This window comes from Myxococcus sp. AB036A (assembly GCF_006547355.1).
Lineage (GTDB): Bacteria > Myxococcota > Myxococcia > Myxococcales > Myxococcaceae > Myxococcus > Myxococcus virescens.
The window spans coordinates 52,335-71,258 of the sequence record NZ_VHLC01000005.1; the positions used below are offsets into that span (position 1 = coordinate 52,335).

An 18,924-nucleotide genomic window follows, 5' to 3' on the forward strand; every position below is an offset into this window, starting at 1 on the left:
GCTCCCGGATGAGCGCCACCAGCACTCGAAGGCTGGCGGAGGCGAGCCGCCCCTTCAGACGAGGAGCTCCGACGCCGACGGGTGCGCCAGCGCCTCATGATTCCGAGGGTCCGTCTCGAAACGCCGTGGCATTCCGGACCGCCCCCTCCCGGGGCCGACGTCCCTCCCGCTCCGAGGCACCGCTCCGAGACGAACCTGGGTGAGCGCCGCTCGTGCCGGACACTTGCGCGGCGCCGCCACGTCGGCGACGGCGCCGCCGCGGCGGAGGGTTTCCCGTGGCGCCTCCCAGCTCGCGCAGCACCCGGGCCCGAAGCGCTCCCTCCAAGCGGAGTTCCTGCATGAGCGCCTGCACCTGCCGGCCCCCGTGCGGGTGGCGCAGGGCCTCGCATAGCCGCTCGACGATGTCGATGCGCAGAACCACGCTCCCGAGCACCTCGTACCCATAGGCACGTGCGTCCCGGCGGTCCAACTCGGAGAGCTGAAGCACGGGTTCTCGTGGCACCCCGGTGGGACATGTCCGCTGGAGGAACAGCGACGTCAGCATGCAGCGCCGCTCCAGCGCATGCGGGCTGAGGGCCTCGGCGACGTAGACGAAGCGGTGTCCCTGGCAGACGCCTTGCTCCGTCAAGTGTGCGCGCGCCTCCTCATCCAACAGCCGCCACTGCTCATGCGCCTCGCCCTGCGTAATCACGCCCAGTCCTTCGGACAGGCGATACGCGAGCCCACGCGCCGCCGCGTTGCGCCCCGCTCCGGAGAAGGACTCGGCGGGAAAGCCGCCCATGGCCTCGGTGACGAGGTCCCGCGCCAGCGCGAGCAGGCGCCGCTCCAGTCGCTGCCGCGCGCCGCCCGTCCAGACCTCCGGCTCCGCCAGTGCCAGCAAGGGAGAGCGGCGGTCCGTCCCGCGAACGAGGCGTGCCATGGGCTCGCCTTCGAAGGAGATGGTGCCAGTCGCATCCACCTGGAAGGCGTCATGGCTCGCGTCCACCACCCGCTGGACGAACTGCTCCTCCGTCATCGCGAAGCCCTCGGCGCCGGGCAACTCCTCCAGCATCTGCCCCAGCTTGGCGAAGGGACTGGCCGAACCGGACGGAGGGCGCGCGGTGGCCTTCACAAAGCGACGCGTGCTGCGCCTCGCGGCGCGCTGCACGAAGCGCTCAACGAGCCGTTCATGGAGCGCGTCCCCCAGCGCATCCTCGATGCCGCGCGTCCGCTCCTGCCAGTGCTCCGCCTCGTGCAGCCACCCCGGCCGATGACTGATGTACGTCCAGATGCGGATGGCCGCCAGCCGGTCCATCAGCGTGTGGATGTCTCCGGACACGTCGTCGAGCGGAGCCACCTGCTTGTTCAGCCAGCCAGCGTCCAGCTTCCCGTCCCCCGCGGTGAGTTGCAGGAACGTCTCACGCAGCAACGCCACATGCTGGCCAAAGAGCCCCTTGCGGAAGTCGGGTATCTGGCAGACCTGCCACAGCAGCTCCACCATGGCCGGCCCGGTGGCCAGGTCCTGGATGATGGGAAGACGCGAGAGGTCCTTGAGCGCATCGAAGTCATCCGCGCGCTCCACCCGGACGAAGGCACTGTGGCCCGGCGCGCGCGCCAGTGAATCCAGCAGGGCCTCTGGGCTCGAGAAGTCGAGCGCGGCATTGCGCCAGATGAGGCTCCGGACCGCCGGGAAGCGGTGCGTCTCGATGGCGGAGACCACCCGCGGCGGCAGCTCCGGCAACGTGTTCAGCGTGCCGAAGCTCCCGTCGTTCAAGTGGCGGCCGGCGCGGCCCGCGATCTGCGCCAGCTCGTCCGGGTAGAGCTCGCGCTGGTCGGCGCCGTCGAACTTGGACAGCGCGGCGAAGGCCACGTGGTTGAGGTCCAGGTTCAGCCCCATACCAATGGCATCCGTGGCCACCAGGTACTGCACCTCTCCGGATTGGTACATCGCCACCTGGGCGTTTCGCGTCCGGGGAGACAGCGCGCCCAGCACCACGGCCACGCCGCCCCGGAGGCGCCGCAGCGACTCGGCCAACTCGTAGACGCGGTCCGCGGAGAACGCGACCACCGCCGACCGCGGCGGGAGACTCTTCAGGGAGCGATGCCCGGCATAACGAAGCTGTGACAGACGCGTGGCGCGCTTCACCGAGGCATGGGGGATGAGCGTCTGGACCATGGGACGCATCGTGTCCGCGCCCAGGAACCAGGTCTCCTTGCGTCCCCGCGCATGGAGCAGTCGATCCGTGAAGACGTGCCCGCGTTCACGGTGAGCAGCAAGCTGGATTTCATCCACCGCGAGGAAGTCGACGGACTTGTCGGTCGGCATCGCCTCGACGGTGCAAATCCAGTAGTCGGGGCGCGGGGGCACGCGCTTCTCCTCCCCCGTCATCAGCGCCACGCGACCCTCACCCACCCGAGCGGTCACCCGGTCATAGACTTCGCGGGCGAGCAGGCGGAGCGGCAACCCCATGATGCCCGATCCGTGCTCGAGCATGCGCTCGATGGCCCGGTGGGTCTTCCCTGTGTTCGTGGGCCCCAGCTCCGCCACGACGACGGACGACCGGCTGGATGGGCTGGAGTTCATCCGCGGATTCTAACCTCGGACGGGCCCCTCCGCCCGGCTCCAGCAGCGGCGGCCGCGAAGCCCACGCCAGCGTCCTGGCGCGGCGCGCGGCGGCTCAGTGGATGCGCAGGGCCAGCTTGCCCAGATGGTGCTTGCTCGCGGCTTCGAGCGCGCGGCCCGCGTCGTCTAGCCGGTACACCTGGAAAACTTCGACATGGAAGGGCCCTGCTTCAATGAGCCGGTTGAGGCGCGCGAGGACGTCAGCATTCGACTCGCCATTGTACGCGGTGAGCTTCACGCCCTCGGGGGCCCGTGGTTCCGGCTCGACGCCATTCGGGTAGGCGATGTGGCCTCCCTTCTTCACGGCCTGTAGGGCCGAGGCCCTGCCCTCGCCGCCCGCGAGCACCAGCGCCGCGTCGAGCCCGTCCGGCGCGAAGTCCCGAATCGCCTTCGCCACGTCATCACCACCCCGCCCGTCCACCGCCTTCTCCGCCCCCAGGCGCTTCACCAACTCCACGCCGTCCGAGCCCGAAGCCACCGCCAGGACCCGCGCTCCCAGTCGCCTGGCGAGCTGCACCGCCAGATGGCCCACACCGCCGCTCGCGCCGTACACCAGCAGCGTCATGCCCTGACGAACGTTCAGCGCGTCCTGCACGCCTTGGAGCGCCGTGATTCCATCCGCGCCCAGGACGCCCGCCTGTTCCGCGCTCAAGCCCTTCGGCACGAGCGCCGTGTCCTCGGCCTTCACCACCGCGTACTCGGCGAAGAACCCGCCCTTGTCATTGAGGAAGCCGGAGCCATACACCCGGTCGCCCACCTTGCGGGACGTAACGCCCTCGCCCACCGCCACGATGGTGCCGGCCCCATCCGTTCCCAGCACATAGGGGAAGGATGACTTTCCAGGCTTGAGCAGCTCCATTTCCCCCTCGCGCTCCGCCGCGTCCCAGCTACCGACGCCCGCGGTCTCCACCTGGATGAGCACCTCTCCCGCGCCCACGGCCGGAACGGCCACCGTCTTCACGCCAAGCACCTCCGGCCCACCGAAGCGGTCGATGGCGGCGGCCTTCATCTGCGACGGAATGGATGTCTTCATGGAGAGTCCTCGTGGGCGGGGAGCTCACGCCCCGACAGGGTTCTTCCGGAGCGTGGGCACTCCTCCCTCGGAATGCAGGGGACACCCACGGCGCCGCGAGCCAAGGACCGCCTGCATGCCCGCCACCGTGGCGGCCCTTCCACTTCGCAAGGCCACGTCGCAGGCCAGCAAGAAACCGGGCGAGCACGAAAGGCACGGCCAGAACACCTTTCGTCACCGTTCATCGGTGGGTGCCTGCTTGAAGGGACCGCCGAGCAGCGGACGGTGGGCGGGACGGCGCTCCTTCGACGCGCTACTCGACGAACGACTTCGTGCTGTAGCGCGAAGCATCCACCTTGCGCAGGACGGGCAGGTTCGTGCCGGGCTCGCGCTCGGCCTGACGGTCGATGTACGTCTGGAGGACGTCGGCATCGAGCACGCCGATGTCGGAGCGGCGCTCGGCCGGCACGTTGGCCAGCGTCACGTAGCCATCACCCCCCGTGGCATTGAAGCTCAGCACGAACAGGCGATAGGTGGCGGTCGGCTGGAGCTCGTTCCACTGGCCCGTCGTCTGGTCCAGCACCTCCAGGTTGCTGGCGCGCTGGCCGCGAGCCTGGGCGGCGTTGACGTCGAAACGCAGACCGCCGGTGTACGGATAGGGCCCCGTGGTGCCGCCCTCCCGGAACGTGGCGTGCAGCCCGTCCTCAATCATCGACTTCACCTCGGTGCCAGTGACGTCCAGCCGGAACAGCATGTTGCCGAAGGGCAGCACCTCGATGACGTCCGCCGCCGTCACCGGTCCCTGCAGCGGTCGGCGCACGCCGCCCGCGCTCTGCAACGTGATGTCCGCGCCGCCGTAATCCGCGTTCGCCACCTCCAGGTAGGCCTGGGCCACCAGCTGCTGGATGTCGCCACCCCGAGTGTGGACCTCGCCCAGGGCGTTGCAGCTCACGCTGGAGCGGCCCGGCTCCGTGTTTCCCGGCACGCGGCGATTGCAAAGCTCGTCGTCCGCCGTGGCCACCACCGTCCGGCTGTACTCGTCGATCCGGCCCAGGAACGGTGCCAGCACTTGCGCGGCGGCGGCATCCGGCTGCGTCACCCGCAGGAAGCCGCTGGCGGCCACGCTGGCCAGCATCGCGGCGTTGTCGGATTCGGAGACGGGCGTCCCGTCAACGGAGAACTGATTGCCGATGAGGACGTGGGGCGTGCCTCCACAGGAGGTGACCACGCCCTCGGCGTCGAAGCGGAGGGTCATCTCTCCGACGACCTGCGAGTACTGCCAGGCCTGCCCCAGGCACACGGTTTCGCCGTCGCGGTTGCGCAGCGACTCCGCGTAGGGGCCCGCGGGCGTTCCGACGTTGAAGGTCTCCATGGCGGCAGGCCCCAGCAGTGTGTGGGAGTCACCGCCGATGACCGCGTCCACGCCACTCAACTGCGGGATGATGGTCCGGTCGAGCTGGTACCCGATGTGGCTCATCACGATGATTTTGTTGATGCCCTGGGCCCGCAGCGCATCGATGGCGCGCTGGGCGGCGGGCACCTCGGCCTCGAACGTGGTGTCCGCGTCCGGGCTGGAGGACTCCTTCGTCTTGCCCGCAATCGTCAGGCCGACGAGGCCAATCTTCTGGCCATCCCGTTCGACGACGGTGAAGGGCTCCACGTAGCCGGCAGCCCTGGAGGTGTGCAGGGCGGAGCCCGCGCCGAACTGGACGTTGGCGCTGATGACGGGCGTCTGGCACTGGCCGGCATGCAGATGGTCGATGAAGTTCTTCAGCTCGGTGTCGCCCTTGTCGAACTCGTGGTTGCCCAGGGCGAAGGCGTCGAAGCACACCGTGTTCATCATCGCGGCGTCGGCCTCGCCAATCTGGCCCGCGCGGTTGAAGTACAGCGTGCCGGTGAGAGCGTCACCCGCGTGGAGCTTGAGCACGTTCTCCTTTCCGGCCGCCAACTCCTTCATCGCGGACGTGACGCGCGCGAAACCCGAGGATTCAACCTCCGCGGCCACGGTGTCACCCGCGGCGTTCGTCACGTTCAGCTCCAGGCTGGAACCCGCCAGGTGCGAGTGATGGTCGTTGATGTGAAGGATGGTCAGGTCCAGCGGCGCGGGCTGCTCGCCAGGGTCGATGGCATCGTCATCACCACACGCGGACAGCACGCTGGCCGCCATCCACGTCACCGTCAACCAACGCGTCCGGCTCGACGAACGCGCCCCCCTGCGCACTTCCATCTCCGTCTTCAATCGCATGAACCGCTCCCAGGTGCCTTTCGGAAGGCAGCATGGTGTCGGGCGCGAATGACAGCCCGGTTACGCCTTCCTACCCGGCCGGTGACACTTTCATGGCGATTGCCCGCGGCCCAGGACCCAGCACCTTCACCCCACCCGCATTTCGCGGGCAACCATGTGCATCCCGAGGAGCAGCAAGCTGACCAGGAAACACGCCCGGAACAGCACGGGTGAGAGCTTCTGGCGCAGCCACTGCCCTACCTGCATCCCGACGAGCGCCGGAAGCAACATCAGCAGGGACTGGCCCAACTGTGTCCCAGCGCCAGCGGCGTTGACGTAGAGCCCCGCCGCCAGGGCCAGCGTGGATACCGTGAACGAGATACCCATGGCCTGAATCAGCTCCTCTCGCTCGAAGCCCAACGCTTGCAGATACGGCACCGCGGGGATGACGAAGACGCCCGTCGCCGCCGTCACGAAGCCGGTGAGCGCGCCCACCCAGGGCCCCAGGCGCGCCTCCGCCACCGGGCCTACCGGGAGTCGGGCCCCACTGAGTCCCCAGGCCGCATAGGCCACCAACGCCACGCCCAGGGACACCGTGGCCCACGCACCTACGGGCGCACCCAGCACCCACGCGCCGACGAGCGTGCCGACGCAGACGCCCACCTGCATCCGCGCCAGTCGCCGCAGCAAAGGCCCCAAGGCCGACCAGGGTCGGAGTTGCCAGACATTGGTGACCAGAGAGGGCACGATGAGCAGGACCGCCGCTCGGGCGGGAGGCATCACCAGCGCCAGCAGCGCCATGGCGATGGTGGGCAGGCCCAGCCCCACCACGCCCTTGACCAGGCCCGCGAGCACGAAGACGGCAACAGTCACCAGAAGGCTGTCGGGAGATGGCATGAGGGGAGATCCGGGCGAGTGAGGGACACGCGACGCATTGATTCTGGGTGTCGCCCTTCGGCCTGAGAATTCGGAACTGCCCGCTGCCGCCTCAGGCCCACCCTGAGGCAGCGTGTGACCTGCCGCCCAACGCGCCCCGAGGGACGACCGCGTCGCGGCCCTCGAAGCGCTCGCGCGGCGACCCACCAGGAAAGCACCACGGCCCGGCGGAATAACGGGATATGTACGTTCGTACATATCGCCAGCGGCACCTCGCGGCCTCATGCCTCCTGCCGCATCCCCGGAGACCCACGTGGCCACACGGAGACATGACCCCGAGCGAAGGGATCGCATCATCGATGCCGCGCTGGCGGTCATCGCCGAAGGGGGCGTGGCCGGCACGTCGCACCGCCGGGTCGCCGAGCGCGCGGGCGTGCCCCTGGGCTCGATGACCTACCACTTCACGAACATGGACGAACTGCTGCACGAGGCGTTCAGCCGCTTCGCCCAGCGCATCAGCGAGCGGTTCGCCGAGCGCATCGCCGCGGCCACCGACCTTGACGCGTTGGTCTCCGCCATCGTCCACATCGTGCACGACGACCTCGCGGCCGGGCAGGACGAGCTCGTGCTCACGCTCGAGCTCTACACGCTCGCGGCGCGCCAACGCGCCTTCCGGCAAATCACCCACGACTGGATGCGCCGCAGCCGCGCCGCGCTGGAACGGTTCGTCGACGCCAGGATGGCGCATGAGCTCGACGCCTTGATTGAGGGGCTGTTCATCCACGTCAGCCTCGACCCCGCCCCCCGCAGCCGCGACCTGACCCGGGACGCCGTGCGCCGCCTTCTCTCGCGCTCCCCCTGACCTGCCATGCCCTCCACCTCCCCTCAACGGGTCCCCCGCGAGTACCGGGCGGCCCGCGCGGCCGTCGCGGTGCTGTTCCTCACCAACGGCGCCATCTTCGCCAACCTCCTGCCGCGCTATCCGCAGATCAAAGCCGACCTGGGCCTCAGCAACGCTCAATACGGACTGGCGGTCGCCGCGTTCCCCAGTGGCGCGATGGTGGCGGGGCTCGCCGCTGGAGCGCTCATTCGCCGCTTCCGCTCCTCACGGGTCGCCGTCGCCGGCACCCTGCTGACGAGCCTGGGCGTGCTCGTCGCGGGCCTCGCATCGTCATGGTGGGTGCTCGCCGTTTCGCTCTTCTTCGCGGGTGGCATGGACGCCATCACCGACGTGGCGCAGAACTCCCACGGGCTGCGGGTGCAGCGGCTCCATGGCCGGTCCATCCTCAACTCCTTCCACGCGGTCTGGAGCATCGGCGCGGTGGTCGGCGGACTCATGGGCGGACTCGCCGCGGGACTGAACCTTCACCGGGGCCTGCATCTGGGATTCTCCGCCCTGCTCTTCGCCGGGGTGTCCTTGATGGCGCTGCGCTACACGCTCCCCGGCCCAGAGCCCATCGTCACCATCGAGCCCGAGCCAGAGCCCGCGGCGGCGCACCTGGACAGCGTTCCCGCACGGCGCCAGCCAACGGGGCGCATCTGGCTGGTGATTGCCGCGCTGGTCTTGATTGCCGTCGGCGGCACGCTCGTCGAGGACGCGGGCATGACGTGGGCAGCCGTCTACCTCTCTGGAACACTCGGCGCTACGGCTGCCGTCGCTTCGTTCGGGTTCGTCGCCCTCGTGGGCGCGCAGTTCATGGGCCGGATGCTGGGCGATGGGCTGGTGGACCGGTTCGGTCAGCGCGCCGTCGCTCGGGCCGGCGGGGCCACCACGGCGTTGGGCATGAGCGCGGCGCTCCTGTTTCCCTCGATGCCCGGCACCATCGCGGGCTTCGCGCTCGCGGGCTTCGGCGTCGCCACGCTGGTCCCCGCCGCCATGCATGGCGCCGATGAGCTTCCCGGCCTGAGACCGGGAACGGGACTCACCGTCGTCAGCTGGCTGATGCGGCTGGGGTTCCTCGCGTCGCCCCCGCTCGTCGGGCTCGTCGCCGACGCCGTGGGCTTGCGAGTGGGGCTGCTCGTGGTGCCGCTCGCGGGAACCCTCGTCGTGCTGCTCTCGGGAGTCCTGGCCACCGTCCGCGCCACTGCCACCGCGCCGGGTGGCCAAGGCCCCTCCCTCCCGCAGCCCCATTGATGCGACAGGCCAGCCTCACATCCTGGTCCGTCTTCCAGGGGTGCCGTCTCGTCGAGGGCGGCGGATGGCTCCGCCCCGCTTCACGGCCGCATCCAGTATGGGAAGTCTCAGCGCCCCTGCAGCGGCACTCCCGCTGACGGTGCTCCCGCTCAGGCCGGACGTTCGATGCGTCCATCCCCGTGCCGGGCGAAGCGCCCTTCCTCTGGCGGATGGACCGGGCCATTGGCCGGCCAGGGCCAGCCCCCGAAGCCCGTGCGCTGGTAGTCCGCGAAGGCCTCCTGAATCTCCTGCCGCGAGTTCATCACGAACGGGCCGTACTGCACGACGGGCTCTCCAATCGGACGGCCCTGCAACATCAACAACTCCGCCTCGTCCGCGCCGTTCTCCAGCTCCACCGCGACGTCCGCCCGCAGTTCGATGCTGTGTGACGGCGGAATGGCACGCCCCGCCACGCGCAGGCTGGAGCCGAGGAAGAAGTAGAGCATCCGGTTGCTGCCACGGGCCGCCGCCGGCAGCGTCCACCGCGCGCCCGGGGCCAGCTTGAGCGTCCAGATGGCCACGTCCGACGCTGCCTGCGCGGCCCACGACTTGGGCGGCGGCGGTGGCGCCTTCACGTCTCCCAGGCTCCCGGCCACCACCGTGACTTCCGTGGCGCGCCCTTCCGCGTCCCGGGCGACGTGCCGCGGGATGACGTGGTTCCACATCATGGAGAAGTGCGGCTCCACGAGCTTGTTCGCCCGCGGCAGGTTGAGCCAGATTTGAAACAGCTCCACCGGGTTGGGTTGGTCGCGCTGGAGCAGCGGGAACATCTCCGAATGATTGATGCCCGCGCCCGCGGTGAGCCACTGCACATCCCCACCGCCGAAGCGCGCCGCCGCCCCTAGGGAATCCGCGTGGTCAAGCAGCCCGCGACGCACCACCGTGACGGTCTCGAACCCCCGGTGCGGGTGCTGGGGAAAACCGGGCACCACGGTGCCGTGATACATGTTCCAGCCGTCCCGCCCATCGAAGTCCTGGCCCAGGTTGCGGCCCGCCAGCGAGGCGGACGGCCCGAGGCGCTCGTTCCCCATGGGGTACTTGTCGTCGTGGTGGACGCAAAAAAGAAACGGATCCGGGGTCCGCCACGGCATTCCGAGCGGCTCCACACGAAGAACGGCTTCTGGCTGCTGACTCATCTCCTACGCCTCATCCCTTCCAGAGCCCCAGGAAAACTCCCTGAGCTGGGGCACTCTCCGGTGAGCGTAACAACGAGCCCTCCGCGCCGCTTGCCCCGTAGGGCCTCCGCTCAGATGCCGGGCCGCCCGCTGGGTGCTCAGTGGGCGCGGCGAGTGGGGCACATCACCTGCCCCGCCGTCCCGCGAACCTCAGGCCCACAGCTCCCGAGCGAGCGTGTCCACCATCGCCACGGCGACCTCGGGAGGGGGCAGCCCGGCCTCGGACACGAGCACGGGATTCACCGGCACGCAGGCCTCCTCGCGCAGGGCCGCCGCGGCCCGCTGCTTCGCCAGCCGGAGCACCTCGCGCTCCTCCTCCGACAGCCGCGCCTGCGCCCAGGCGTCAATCTTCCACGAGAGCTCCGCGTGCCGCGTCTCGTCCTCCGCGATGCGGGCCATGGAGGTGCGCACCTCGGCGTCCTGGGCATGGAGCGACTGGTGCCGTGCCACCAGCGCGCCGAACGTCTCCCGCACACAGCCCTCCACCGCGTTGTCCAGCGCCACCGCGAACAGGGAGCGGGGCGCCGCCGCGTCCACCCGGGGCGCCTGGGGCGTCACGCCGTGCCGCCCCGCCAGGCGGGCGCTGACCTCCGTGTGCATGACCTCCTCCAGGGCACTCATCAGCGCCGCGTCCTGCAGCGCGAGGTCCGCGCCATGTGCGGCCAGCTCCTCCCGCAGCAGCAGGAAGGCCTGGATGGACGCGGCCTCCAGGTGGGCAATGGCGGCGAAGTGCTGTCCCAGCACATCGTCACACGCCACCGCGCCTTCTGAGCGCAGTCCTTCGGGCCTGCGCCCCACGGCACAGTTGTCCGTGCCCCGCGCCAACACCTTGCGCTCCTCCTCCACCACCTCGCCCGTTGACGACACGCGCAGGGCATACTGCGTCAACTCCGTCCCCTTGCCACACGCCATGCCCTTGGTGCCGACGACGCCGAACGCACCGTCGCCCAACTCCTTCACCGCCCCATACTTGAGCCCGCCACAGCGCACTGAGTAGCCCGCAGCAAAGGCAGTCAGCGCGGCCTCCTGCGTCGTATCAATCGGCCCCAGGAACGACTTCAGGGCCTCCAGCGAGGCGATGGCAGACACCACGTCGCCCCGGGTCGTCGCGAGGAAATAGTCGGTGCAGATGAAGCCGCAGGCGTCGCGGAACCCACGGTCAGGCGCCAACGCCTCGAGCTCTGACAGGCATGTCTGGGCCTGGGTCGCCGTCGCGCAAGGTGTTCCCGCGGAGGAGGCAGGGCTCGTTGCCGCAGGCTCGCCCGCCGCATGGAAGCTCCGCAGTTGCACGAAGTCCGGCGCGGCCGCAGGAGACAAGCCTGTCATGGCCAGCTCGCCATTGTCGCAAGCCGGTGGCGAATAACCCGTCAGGTCCACCTCACCATCACATCCGGCCAGCGTCAGGGGCGACAGAAGCGAGGCGCGAAGGGCCCGGGAGAAGAGCAGACGCAAGCGATTCGAATCCATGGGTGCAAGACCTCCAGCGGTTGGGAGCCCGCACTTCAGCAATGAAGATGCCAACTCCTGCACACCAGGGAGCGCCTGACAGGTGTCGCGAAATGCCGACGTTTCCTACCTGCCCTGCTCAGAAACCTGAGGGGTGGTTCCTCATCTGACGCCCTGCCTGTCATTCCGGCCCGGGCGGGCCGCGTCTTGTCAAGCCATCGACAGCCCCTTGCATGGCAACCGACAGACGAGGGAGCCTCCTGTCAAGCTCGGGGCCTACCACTGGGGGGTGAGGGACAGCCTTTCAGTCGGAGCCTATTGAATGGCCTGACACAGAAACGGACCCGCAGGGTTGCCTGACCAGGCAGGAAGGAAGCTCGCGTCGATGAACCTCTCCTCCCATGAATTCTTGCTCCGGGACAAAGTCATCGCGGCACTCAACAGCACCTTGTCCCTCCCCAAAGCGCTCGAATCCGCCCGGGAGCCCCTGCTGGAGCTGACACCCGCCGACTACGTGGGCCTGTGCCTCATCAACCTGGGCCCCATCGTCGAGTTCCAATGGCTGGTCCCCGGCTACCGGCTGGCCCTCCTGGATGAGTATTCCAAGTGGGTCGATTCCGACTTCGTGCGGGCCCCCATCTTCGCCCAGCCGAATGTGGTCCTCCGGGACTCGGAGATGATTACCCGCAAGGAATTGGAGCGCAGCGCGCTCTACCAGCGCAGCAGGGAGCTGGACTTGAGCCTGGAGCACGTCATGGCGGTGCTCCTGCCCGTCTATCCTCAACTCCTGGGAGCCTTCACGCTCTACCGGGACCGCCGGCTGGCTTTCTCGGAGAAGGACGCCGCCTTCCTGACGAGCCTCACGCCCCACCTGCTGAACGCGGTGCGCAACTGCCGCGACATGCAGACGGCCTCGACGGGCTCCCGGCTCCTGGAGGAGCTCTACAGCCGGCCGGACGCCGCCTACGTCGTGGTGGCGCCGCCCTCCCACGAGGTGCTGCGCTCACGCCGGGCCGCCACGCTGCTGGAGCGGTGGTTCAAGCCCTCGGACCTCCATTCCTCGGGGATTCCGCTCGTCCTCATGGAGCGGCTGGAGGCCCTGACGCGGATGACGCCGGACGCGCAGCTCCAGAACAATCTCTGGGTCTCCCTCCACGGGGAGTCGTACCGCGTGGTGCGGTTCGTCGAGCTTCCCGAAACCGAAGGCCCGCGTCAGTGGGCCCTGATTCTGAACGAGATTCCCTTGTCGATTCCGCTCCCCGAAACCATGCGCATGCAGCTCACGGCCCGGCAGGTCGACATCGCGCGGGGCATGCTCCACAACTGGTCCAACGAGCAGATTGCCAGCGAGCTGGGCCTCTCCGAGGACACCGTGAAGACCCACGTGCGCGACATCTTCCGCCGCCTGCAGGTCGATAACCGGACGGACTTCCTCTACCAGGCGGCGCACCTCAACAAGCCCGTCTGAGGCGGCGCTTCAGAAGCGCGGCAGCTCCAGCAGGTTGTCCGTGAGGACGCCATTGGCCTTCGTGCGCAGGTACGGAGGCCGGGCGTCGATGACCTCGACCTTCACGTCCCGGGGCCACGTCTGTACCCGGGCATCGCCCCCCGCCTTGAGCCACTGGACCAGCTCCAAGCGGCTGCCCTCACCCACCTCGTTGCCCTCCTTCCAGCGAAGGCGGGCAATGTGCTCGTGAAGCGCGCCTCCTTCGAGACGGATCTGGGTGATGTAGCGCATGAAGACGCCTCCCACTTCGCGGACGACGATTCGCAGGGGAGGATCGCCCTCAGGCGCGGGACTGTCTCTACCACCGGGGAGGTATGCGGCCCTCAGCGCTCGCGGAAGATACCCGGGTAGATGCACCGCGTGGCGCGGGCGGAGAAAATCACCGCCGCCTGGTCCTCGGGGTCCGTCAGCGTCCGCAGCACCGCTTCCATCTCCGCCACATGGTCCCCGTCCAGCGCGCCGTGGCTGCGCAGGAAGGTGACGGACTTGCGGATGTTCGGAATCACGTCGGCCGCAATCAGACGCTCCACGACACCCGTCGCTCGCGTCTGGGACAGGTATTCCAGCACGTACGCGGTCCCCAGCACCGCCGTCGGCACACCGGACCGGGAGGTGAAGAAGTTCCAGCCGGTGTAGGCGTCCACCGCGGGAGTCCGCGCCGCGGCCTCCACGCGCACCTCCGGGCACCCCAGGTTCTTCAGGTCCGACAGCAGCCACTTCTCGTGGCCGCGTTCCTCTCCCGCCTTCTGCACCAGCAGCTCCGCCAGGTGCGGGTGCCGGCCCTGGCGCTCGAGCCGGTGGCCCGCCTCCGCCAGCATTGGCGTGCTCCAGCGCGCATAGTGGTAGGTCTGAATCAGGTAGTGGATGTAGCCCTCGGTGTCGATGGTGCCGTCGAAGAGGCGACGGGCGTCGGGCTGCGCGTCCAGCGCGGCCACCAGCCCGCGGGCCTCCTGCTCCAGCACCGCCACCCAGTCCACCTGCGTCGGGTTCTGCACTTGCGTGTTCACGGACGTCTCCTGTTTCCGGGCCGTTTCCGGTCCCCGGCTGCTGCGCGTTGAAGGTGAAGGGAAGGAAGAAGCGCCAGCGGCCTAGGCGGCGCGGCGAAGGGGGTGCTGCGCCAGCGCGTTGAAGCGCGCCAGGGTGCTGGAGGGAATCTCATCCAGCGCGGCAATGAGCGGCAGGGTGAAGCGACGGAAGCTGGCGTCGTAGAGGGGCTCGGAGATGAAGCGCGCCCCCATCTTCCGGGCGAAGAGCATGGGCGCCCTCGGCACGCGCAAGCCGTCCAGCAGGCCCTGCTCCGCGCGCAGCCGCTCCATGGGCGTGTAGTAGGGATTGCTGGGGATGGCGGGTGCATCCACCGGCTCCGGCACGTCCACGCGCCAGCGCTGGCTCATCCAGCCCCGGTAGGCGGCCACCTGACAGGACAGCATCGCGTCCTCGCGCGAATCCGTGTCCAGGTTCGCGGACGCAATCCAGTGTGTCACGCCGCGCCGCCGGCTCTCCTCGTAGATGCCCGCGTGCAGCCGGGTGACGGCCTCGGAGTGGCGCCAGCCGTCGAGCACGCAGAAGCGCGACGTCTCCGCGACGACCATGCCCGGGCGGACCATGTCGGACAGGTCCAGCTTCTGCTCCAGCTCCAGCCCCAGCCGTCCGCCGATGGCATCCGCCACCTCCGGGTTGGGCAGCAGCAGCCGCAACGTGGCCACCGGGGCCGCATCCGCATAGACGACCAGGTGCACGGTGGTGTCCAGCGTGTCGAAACAGCTCACCTCGCGACGCGACGGCGGCATCCACCCCGTCATCAACCCCAGCTCTCCGCCGAAGACGGCCCAGCGGACCCGGACCGCGTCATCGAGCTCGCGCTGGGTGGTGGCAACACGACAATGCATGGACGTCATGGGTTTCTCCGGGAAGCGAAGCGGGTCCGGCGTCGCGCCGTCCTCGCCCTTTCATTCGCCGCCCAAGCCCCGAGTGCGCGCGGGCCCTGCTCTTTTTGCTCCCCGCGAATCCAGGGCCCGCGGGGTACGACGGGGAGCGTGTTCCAGGACACCGTCCGGGGTGGTCACCGCGAAGAAGCGCTGCGCCAACCTGGCGAATCTGGCGTAAGAAGCCGCGCATGGCGCGGACCCTCGATGGAACCGAAATCAGCCGGGTGATGCGGGCGGAGATGGCCCAGGACGTCGCGGCGCTCCAGGCCGCAGGCGTGACACCCGGGCTCTCCGTGGTGCTGGTGGGCAACAATCCCGCGAGCCAGGCGTACGTCGCGAGCAAGACGCGGGCGTGCGAGGCCCTGGGGATGCGCGGCCAGACGCTGACGCTGCCCGAGGACGTGTCGAAGGAGGCGCTGTTCGCCGTCATCGACCGGCTGAACGCCGACCCGTCCGTGCACGGCATCCTGGTGCAACTGCCGCTGCCGGCCCACCTGCCCTACAAGGCCGTCCTGGAGCACATCCATCCGGCGAAGGACGTGGATGGCTTTCACCCGGTGAACGCTGGGCTCGCCTTCGTCGGAGACCCCCGGGCCTTCGTGCCCTGCACCCCCGCCGGCATCATGGAGATGCTCCGGCGCGAGGACATTCCCACGCGGGGCAAGCACGTGGTCATCGTGGGCCGCAGCCTCATCGTCAGCAAGCCGCTGGCGTCGCTGCTGATGGCGCCGGGCCCCGACGCCACCGTCACCATCACCCACCGCCACACGCCGGACCTCGCGTCGTACACGCGGCAGGCGGACATCCTCATCGTCGCGGTGGGCAAGCAGAACCTCATCACCGCGGACATGGTGAAGCCGGGCGTCGTCGTCATCGACGTGGGGCAGAACCGCGTGTCCGACGCGAGCTCGCCGCGCGGCTACCGCATGGTGGGGGACGTGGACTTCGATGCCATCCAGCCCATTGCCAGCGCCATCACCCCGGTGCCCGGCGGCGTGGGGCCGATGACCATCACCATGCTGCTGGCGAACACGCTCCAGGCCGCGCGGCAGGCCCAGACCCGGTGAGCCCGCCAGCAGTCCGGGCCTGGACGTACGCCCCCAGGCCCGGAGGCGGACTCGCACGGCCACGAAGCAATCGCCCGACGCCCGCGGGGACGTTCACCACCAACGGCGCGACGGGCATTCCGAGCGCCCTGCCGTCCTCCCTGAACATGAGCTTCTCCGGCGGGACGTGGAGCCATCCATCCCTGCCGCTCCACCGGCTGACCGGCCCGTAGCGCGCCATGTGGCACCGTGCCGAGCCTCGTGTCGGCACGGCGCCCGATGCCCGCGCTGACGCCCCTGGACGCCCGGGTGCCCTGCTCCCCCAGCGCATGCGTGTCCATCTTGCGATATCCACTGAGCGCATGAGGAACACCCTTCATGCGGTGCGTGGCATCGGGGCGGCCCTGGCGCGCGGCCTGTTGCTCGCCAGCGTGGGAGTCGGACTGCTGGTGAGTGGGTGCAAGTCAGCCTCGCACACCCCGCCGCTCGCGCCCGACGCGGGTGCACTGGCGTGGGTGCGCATTCCCGCCTCCGACGCACGCGTGCAGTACCACGGCCGGATGTACCGTTCGGACACCGGCGTCGTCTTCTCCCACCCCGGAGTGACGATCCGCGCCCGCTTCTGGGGAGACGCCGTTCGGATGGAGCTCCACGACGCGGGCCAGGGTGGCGAGGTGGGGACCACCTACTTCGATGTCGTGATTGACGGGGCGCCCGCGCGCCAGCTCGCGGTGAGCCGCCATCAGTCCAGCTACCTGCTCGCCACCGGCCTGGAGGTGGGGCTGCACACGGTGGAACTCATCAAGCGCACCGAGTCCCTGGTCGGCCACAGCGAGCTCGTGGCACTGGAGGTCCATGGCGAGCTACGGGAGCCGCCCGCCCGCTCGGGACTCCGGATGGAGTTCGTTGGGGACTCCGTCACCTGTGGCTACGGCAGCGACGTCGCCCTCATCCCGAACTCGCCCTCCTGGACCGCGCCCACCTTCACTTCGAAGAACCAGAACCCCCGGCGCACCTATGCCTGGCTCACCGCGGGGAACCTGGGCGCGGAGGCGGCGCTCATCTGCTATTCGGGCCACGGGGTGTACCGCAACCTGGACATGTCCACGTCCGGCCTGGTGCCCGCGCTCTACGAGCTCGCGGTCCCCGGCCACGGCGTCGCCTGGGACTTCTCTGGCCCGTCGCCCGATGTGATTGTCGTCAACGCGGGGACCAACGACACGTTCGCCGGCAGCGGCACCGACGCCTACCTTCCGGACGAAGCGGCCTTCAAATCCGCCTACCGCGCGTTCCTCACGCGGCTGCGGGCGCTCCACCCGCGCGCCCATCTCGTCTGCACGTTGGGGAGCATGTCGGACGGCCACAAGCAGCTCGAGCAGAACGGCACGACGACTTCGGTCCATGTCGGTGACTGGCTCACCGAGCTGGTAGCAGAGCGACAGCAACAGGGAGACGCCCGCGTCTACCGGCACGTGATGGCCGTGCAGAATCCCAACGTGGACGGCGTTGGCGAGGACTGGCACCCGTCGGCGGCCACACACCAGAAGATGGCGGAGGCGCTGACCCGGTTCATCCGGGACGTCGTGCGGCCCTGAGCGGCTTCGTGCGCCGCGAGCCGCCACGCATGTGCGTCTCATAGCGCCGCCATACGCAGGAACAGGCACCTTGGCGCATGACGCGAAGAGGTGCCCCGGCAACGTCGCTCGTTTATCATCGGGCCATGCCTACCCATGAGACGAAGGCCACCGCCATCAGCGGGAAGGAAACGACTGTTCCGTTGCTTCCCTGCGTCTCGGCTGACGAAACATTGGCGTTCTACCAGGCGCTCGGCTTCACCGTGACGTACCAGATGACCAAGCCGTACCTGTACCTGGCGTTGCGCTGGAGTGACATCGAGCTGCACTTCGGCAAGGGCGCCAAGAGCCTGGACCCGAGCGAAGAGAACTCGGGTGGCTGCCTGGTCATGGTGGATTCGGTGGAGCCCTACCACCGGGCCTTCACGGACGCGCTGCGCGCGAAGTACGGCAAGGTGCTGGCCACGGGCAGGCCTCGCATCACCCGGTTCAGGCCCGGCCAGAGCCGCTTCTCGCTGATTGACCCCGCTGGCAACAACATCATCTTCATCCAGCGCGATGAGCCGGAGGACCTGGAGTACGGCGGCTCCGAGAAGCTCACGGGACTGGCGAAGGCCATCGACAACGCGCGCATCCTGCGTGAGTTCAAGAATGACGACAAAGCCGCCGCGCGGGCGCTCGACATCGGACTCGCCAGGTATGAGGCGGAGGCGCCCGTGGTGGACAGGGTTCGTGCCCTGGCCGCCCGGATGGAGCTGGCGATTGCCCTGGGGGATGCCACGACGGGACGTGCCTTGAAGCAGCAACTGCAGGCCTTGCCCCTTCCCGAGGAGGCACGGAGCCAGTTGTCCGACGAGCTGAAGGCCGCGGAGCGCCTGGAGGACTGGCTCGCCCGAACCAGGCCCGACCCGGCGCCGTCCCAACGCACGGGTTCCCCGCGGCGGCGGCGCTAGCGTCGGAAGCCTCGCACCAGTCCCTCGCGCCCATCCTCAATCAGCGTCGACGCCGGCGTCGGGATTCCCCGAGCCGCCCCGGCCTTCCTTGAACCCCTGGGCCGCCTCCCGGGCCGCGCCATGGGCGTCCTTCGCGGCCTCCCGGGCGCCTTCCTGAATCTCCTTCGTCGCCTCCCCCACTTCACGGCCCACCTGCCGCGAGTTCTCCCGCGCGGACTGCTCATTACACCCGGTGAACGCCGCGAGCGACGCCCCCAGCCCCACCAGCGTGAGCCACTTCCAACCCTTGCCTTGCATTGCACGCCTCCTTGGCTCTTGGTGCGTTCGCACCTTCCGCAGGCCAAGGTAGTCACGCCCCTGCGGAGCGGCTGCCCGGGGGCCGAGCGCTCCCCTGGTGCGCCCAGGCAA

The 18,924-nt window shown here is 69.2% G+C and carries 16 protein-coding genes; 6 read left to right on the forward strand and 10 right to left on the reverse strand.

Features of this window, described 5'->3' with window-relative positions:
• Positions 1-94: 94 nt before the first annotated feature.
• The 4 genes from FL344_RS03330 to FL344_RS03345 all read right to left on the reverse strand — a co-directional run bounded on the left by FL344_RS03330 (position 95) and on the right by FL344_RS03345 (position 6,735).
• Entirely contained in the window at positions 95-2,563 is a 2,469-nt protein-coding gene (locus FL344_RS03330) for a helicase-related protein (protein ID WP_141617491.1), read from the reverse strand.
• Positions 2,564-2,657: 94 nt separating this feature from the next.
• Positions 2,658-3,635 (reverse strand): NADP-dependent oxidoreductase, encoded by a 978-nt coding sequence (locus FL344_RS03335; protein ID WP_194858291.1) that lies wholly within the window; start codon positions 3,633-3,635, stop codon positions 2,658-2,660.
• 292 nt (positions 3,636-3,927) lie between these two features.
• On the reverse strand, positions 3,928-5,859 hold the full coding sequence (locus tag FL344_RS03340) for a bifunctional UDP-sugar hydrolase/5'-nucleotidase (protein WP_228564745.1): 1,932 nt from the start codon (positions 5,857-5,859) through the stop codon (positions 3,928-3,930).
• Positions 5,860-5,985: 126 nt separating this feature from the next.
• Positions 5,986-6,735, reverse strand: coding sequence for a sulfite exporter TauE/SafE family protein (locus FL344_RS03345; protein ID WP_141617492.1), 750 nt, complete (start codon positions 6,733-6,735; stop codon positions 5,986-5,988).
• Positions 6,736-7,027: 292 nt separating this feature from the next.
• On the opposite strand from FL344_RS03345, the gene FL344_RS03350 reads away from it, so the two are divergent.
• Both FL344_RS03350 and FL344_RS03355 read left to right on the forward strand, forming a co-directional pair.
• The gene (locus FL344_RS03350) at positions 7,028-7,576 is read left to right on the forward strand and encodes a TetR/AcrR family transcriptional regulator (RefSeq protein WP_141589406.1); all 549 of its coding nucleotides are present in this window, start codon (positions 7,028-7,030) and stop codon (positions 7,574-7,576) included.
• 6 nt (positions 7,577-7,582) lie between these two features.
• Positions 7,583-8,848 carry an MFS transporter gene (locus tag FL344_RS03355; protein ID WP_141617493.1) on the forward strand — a complete coding sequence of 422 codons (1,266 nt, stop codon included), beginning with the start codon at positions 7,583-7,585 and terminating at the stop codon, positions 8,846-8,848.
• A gap of 149 nt (positions 8,849-8,997) precedes the next feature.
• Here the strand turns inward: FL344_RS03355 and FL344_RS03360 are convergent, their stop codons facing one another.
• Both FL344_RS03360 and FL344_RS03365 read right to left on the reverse strand, forming a co-directional pair.
• Entirely contained in the window at positions 8,998-10,023 is a 1,026-nt protein-coding gene (locus tag FL344_RS03360) for a pirin family protein (RefSeq protein ID WP_141589404.1), read from the reverse strand.
• Positions 10,024-10,212: 189 nt separating this feature from the next.
• Entirely contained in the window at positions 10,213-11,529 is a 1,317-nt protein-coding gene (locus FL344_RS03365; protein ID WP_228564746.1) for a ferritin-like domain-containing protein, read from the reverse strand.
• A 331-nt stretch (positions 11,530-11,860) separates the two neighbouring features.
• On the opposite strand from FL344_RS03365, the gene FL344_RS03370 reads away from it, so the two are divergent.
• Entirely contained in the window at positions 11,861-12,976 is a 1,116-nt protein-coding gene (locus FL344_RS03370) for a LuxR C-terminal-related transcriptional regulator (RefSeq protein WP_141617495.1), read from the forward strand.
• A gap of 9 nt (positions 12,977-12,985) precedes the next feature.
• Here the strand turns inward: FL344_RS03370 and FL344_RS03375 are convergent, their stop codons facing one another.
• The 3 genes from FL344_RS03375 to FL344_RS03385 all read right to left on the reverse strand — a co-directional run bounded on the left by FL344_RS03375 (position 12,986) and on the right by FL344_RS03385 (position 14,913).
• Positions 12,986-13,246 (reverse strand): DUF3892 domain-containing protein, encoded by a 261-nt coding sequence (locus FL344_RS03375; RefSeq protein ID WP_194862976.1) that lies wholly within the window; start codon positions 13,244-13,246, stop codon positions 12,986-12,988.
• A gap of 92 nt (positions 13,247-13,338) precedes the next feature.
• Positions 13,339-14,022 (reverse strand): iron-containing redox enzyme family protein, encoded by a 684-nt coding sequence (locus FL344_RS03380; RefSeq protein ID WP_141617497.1) that lies wholly within the window; start codon positions 14,020-14,022, stop codon positions 13,339-13,341.
• 81 nt (positions 14,023-14,103) lie between these two features.
• The gene (locus FL344_RS03385; RefSeq protein ID WP_141617498.1) at positions 14,104-14,913 is read right to left on the reverse strand and encodes a GNAT family N-acyltransferase; all 810 of its coding nucleotides are present in this window, start codon (positions 14,911-14,913) and stop codon (positions 14,104-14,106) included.
• A 218-nt stretch (positions 14,914-15,131) separates the two neighbouring features.
• Between FL344_RS03385 and folD the strand changes: the two genes are divergently transcribed.
• From folD to FL344_RS03400, 3 genes are all read left to right on the forward strand, one after another.
• Positions 15,132-16,010 (forward strand): bifunctional methylenetetrahydrofolate dehydrogenase/methenyltetrahydrofolate cyclohydrolase FolD, encoded by an 879-nt coding sequence (folD, locus tag FL344_RS03390; protein WP_141617499.1) that lies wholly within the window; start codon positions 15,132-15,134, stop codon positions 16,008-16,010.
• Positions 16,011-16,351: 341 nt separating this feature from the next.
• Positions 16,352-17,584: an SGNH/GDSL hydrolase family protein gene (locus FL344_RS03395; protein ID WP_228564747.1), complete on the forward strand. Its 1,233-nt coding sequence runs from the start codon at positions 16,352-16,354 to the stop codon at positions 17,582-17,584.
• A 125-nt stretch (positions 17,585-17,709) separates the two neighbouring features.
• Positions 17,710-18,516 (forward strand): glyoxalase, encoded by an 807-nt coding sequence (locus FL344_RS03400; protein ID WP_090489845.1) that lies wholly within the window; start codon positions 17,710-17,712, stop codon positions 18,514-18,516.
• Between the two features lie 36 nt (positions 18,517-18,552).
• Here FL344_RS03400 and FL344_RS03405 read toward each other — a convergent pair whose 3' ends face one another.
• On the reverse strand, positions 18,553-18,813 hold the full coding sequence (locus FL344_RS03405) for a hypothetical protein (protein WP_141617501.1): 261 nt from the start codon (positions 18,811-18,813) through the stop codon (positions 18,553-18,555).
• Positions 18,814-18,924: the final 111 nt, after the last annotated feature.

Excerpts from the sequence above, each read along its gene's own strand:
- FL344_RS03345 (WP_141617492.1), bottom strand. The coding sequence starts at position 6,735 with ATGCCATCTCCCGACAGCCTTCTGGTGACTGTTGCCGTCTTCGTGCTC.
- FL344_RS03355 (WP_141617493.1), top strand. The coding sequence starts at position 7,583 with ATGCCCTCCACCTCCCCTCAACGGGTCCCCCGCGAGTACCGGGCGGCC.
- FL344_RS03400 (WP_090489845.1), top strand. The coding sequence starts at position 17,710 with ATGCCTACCCATGAGACGAAGGCCACCGCCATCAGCGGGAAGGAAACG.
- FL344_RS03340 (WP_228564745.1), bottom strand. The coding sequence starts at position 5,859 with ATGCGATTGAAGACGGAGATGGAAGTGCGCAGGGGGGCGCGTTCGTCG.
- folD (WP_141617499.1), top strand. The coding sequence starts at position 15,132 with ATGGCGCGGACCCTCGATGGAACCGAAATCAGCCGGGTGATGCGGGCG.
- FL344_RS03330 (WP_141617491.1), bottom strand. The coding sequence starts at position 2,563 with ATGAACTCCAGCCCATCCAGCCGGTCGTCCGTCGTCGTGGCGGAGCTG.
- FL344_RS03385 (WP_141617498.1), bottom strand. The coding sequence starts at position 14,913 with ATGACGTCCATGCATTGTCGTGTTGCCACCACCCAGCGCGAGCTCGAT.
- FL344_RS03335 (WP_194858291.1), bottom strand. The coding sequence starts at position 3,635 with ATGAAGACATCCATTCCGTCGCAGATGAAGGCCGCCGCCATCGACCGC.
- FL344_RS03375 (WP_194862976.1), bottom strand. The coding sequence starts at position 13,246 with ATGCGCTACATCACCCAGATCCGTCTCGAAGGAGGCGCGCTTCACGAG.
- FL344_RS03405 (WP_141617501.1), bottom strand. The coding sequence starts at position 18,813 with ATGCAAGGCAAGGGTTGGAAGTGGCTCACGCTGGTGGGGCTGGGGGCG.
- FL344_RS03395 (WP_228564747.1), top strand. The coding sequence starts at position 16,352 with ATGAGGAACACCCTTCATGCGGTGCGTGGCATCGGGGCGGCCCTGGCG.
- FL344_RS03365 (WP_228564746.1), bottom strand. The coding sequence starts at position 11,529 with ATGGATTCGAATCGCTTGCGTCTGCTCTTCTCCCGGGCCCTTCGCGCC.
- FL344_RS03360 (WP_141589404.1), bottom strand. The coding sequence starts at position 10,023 with ATGAGTCAGCAGCCAGAAGCCGTTCTTCGTGTGGAGCCGCTCGGAATG.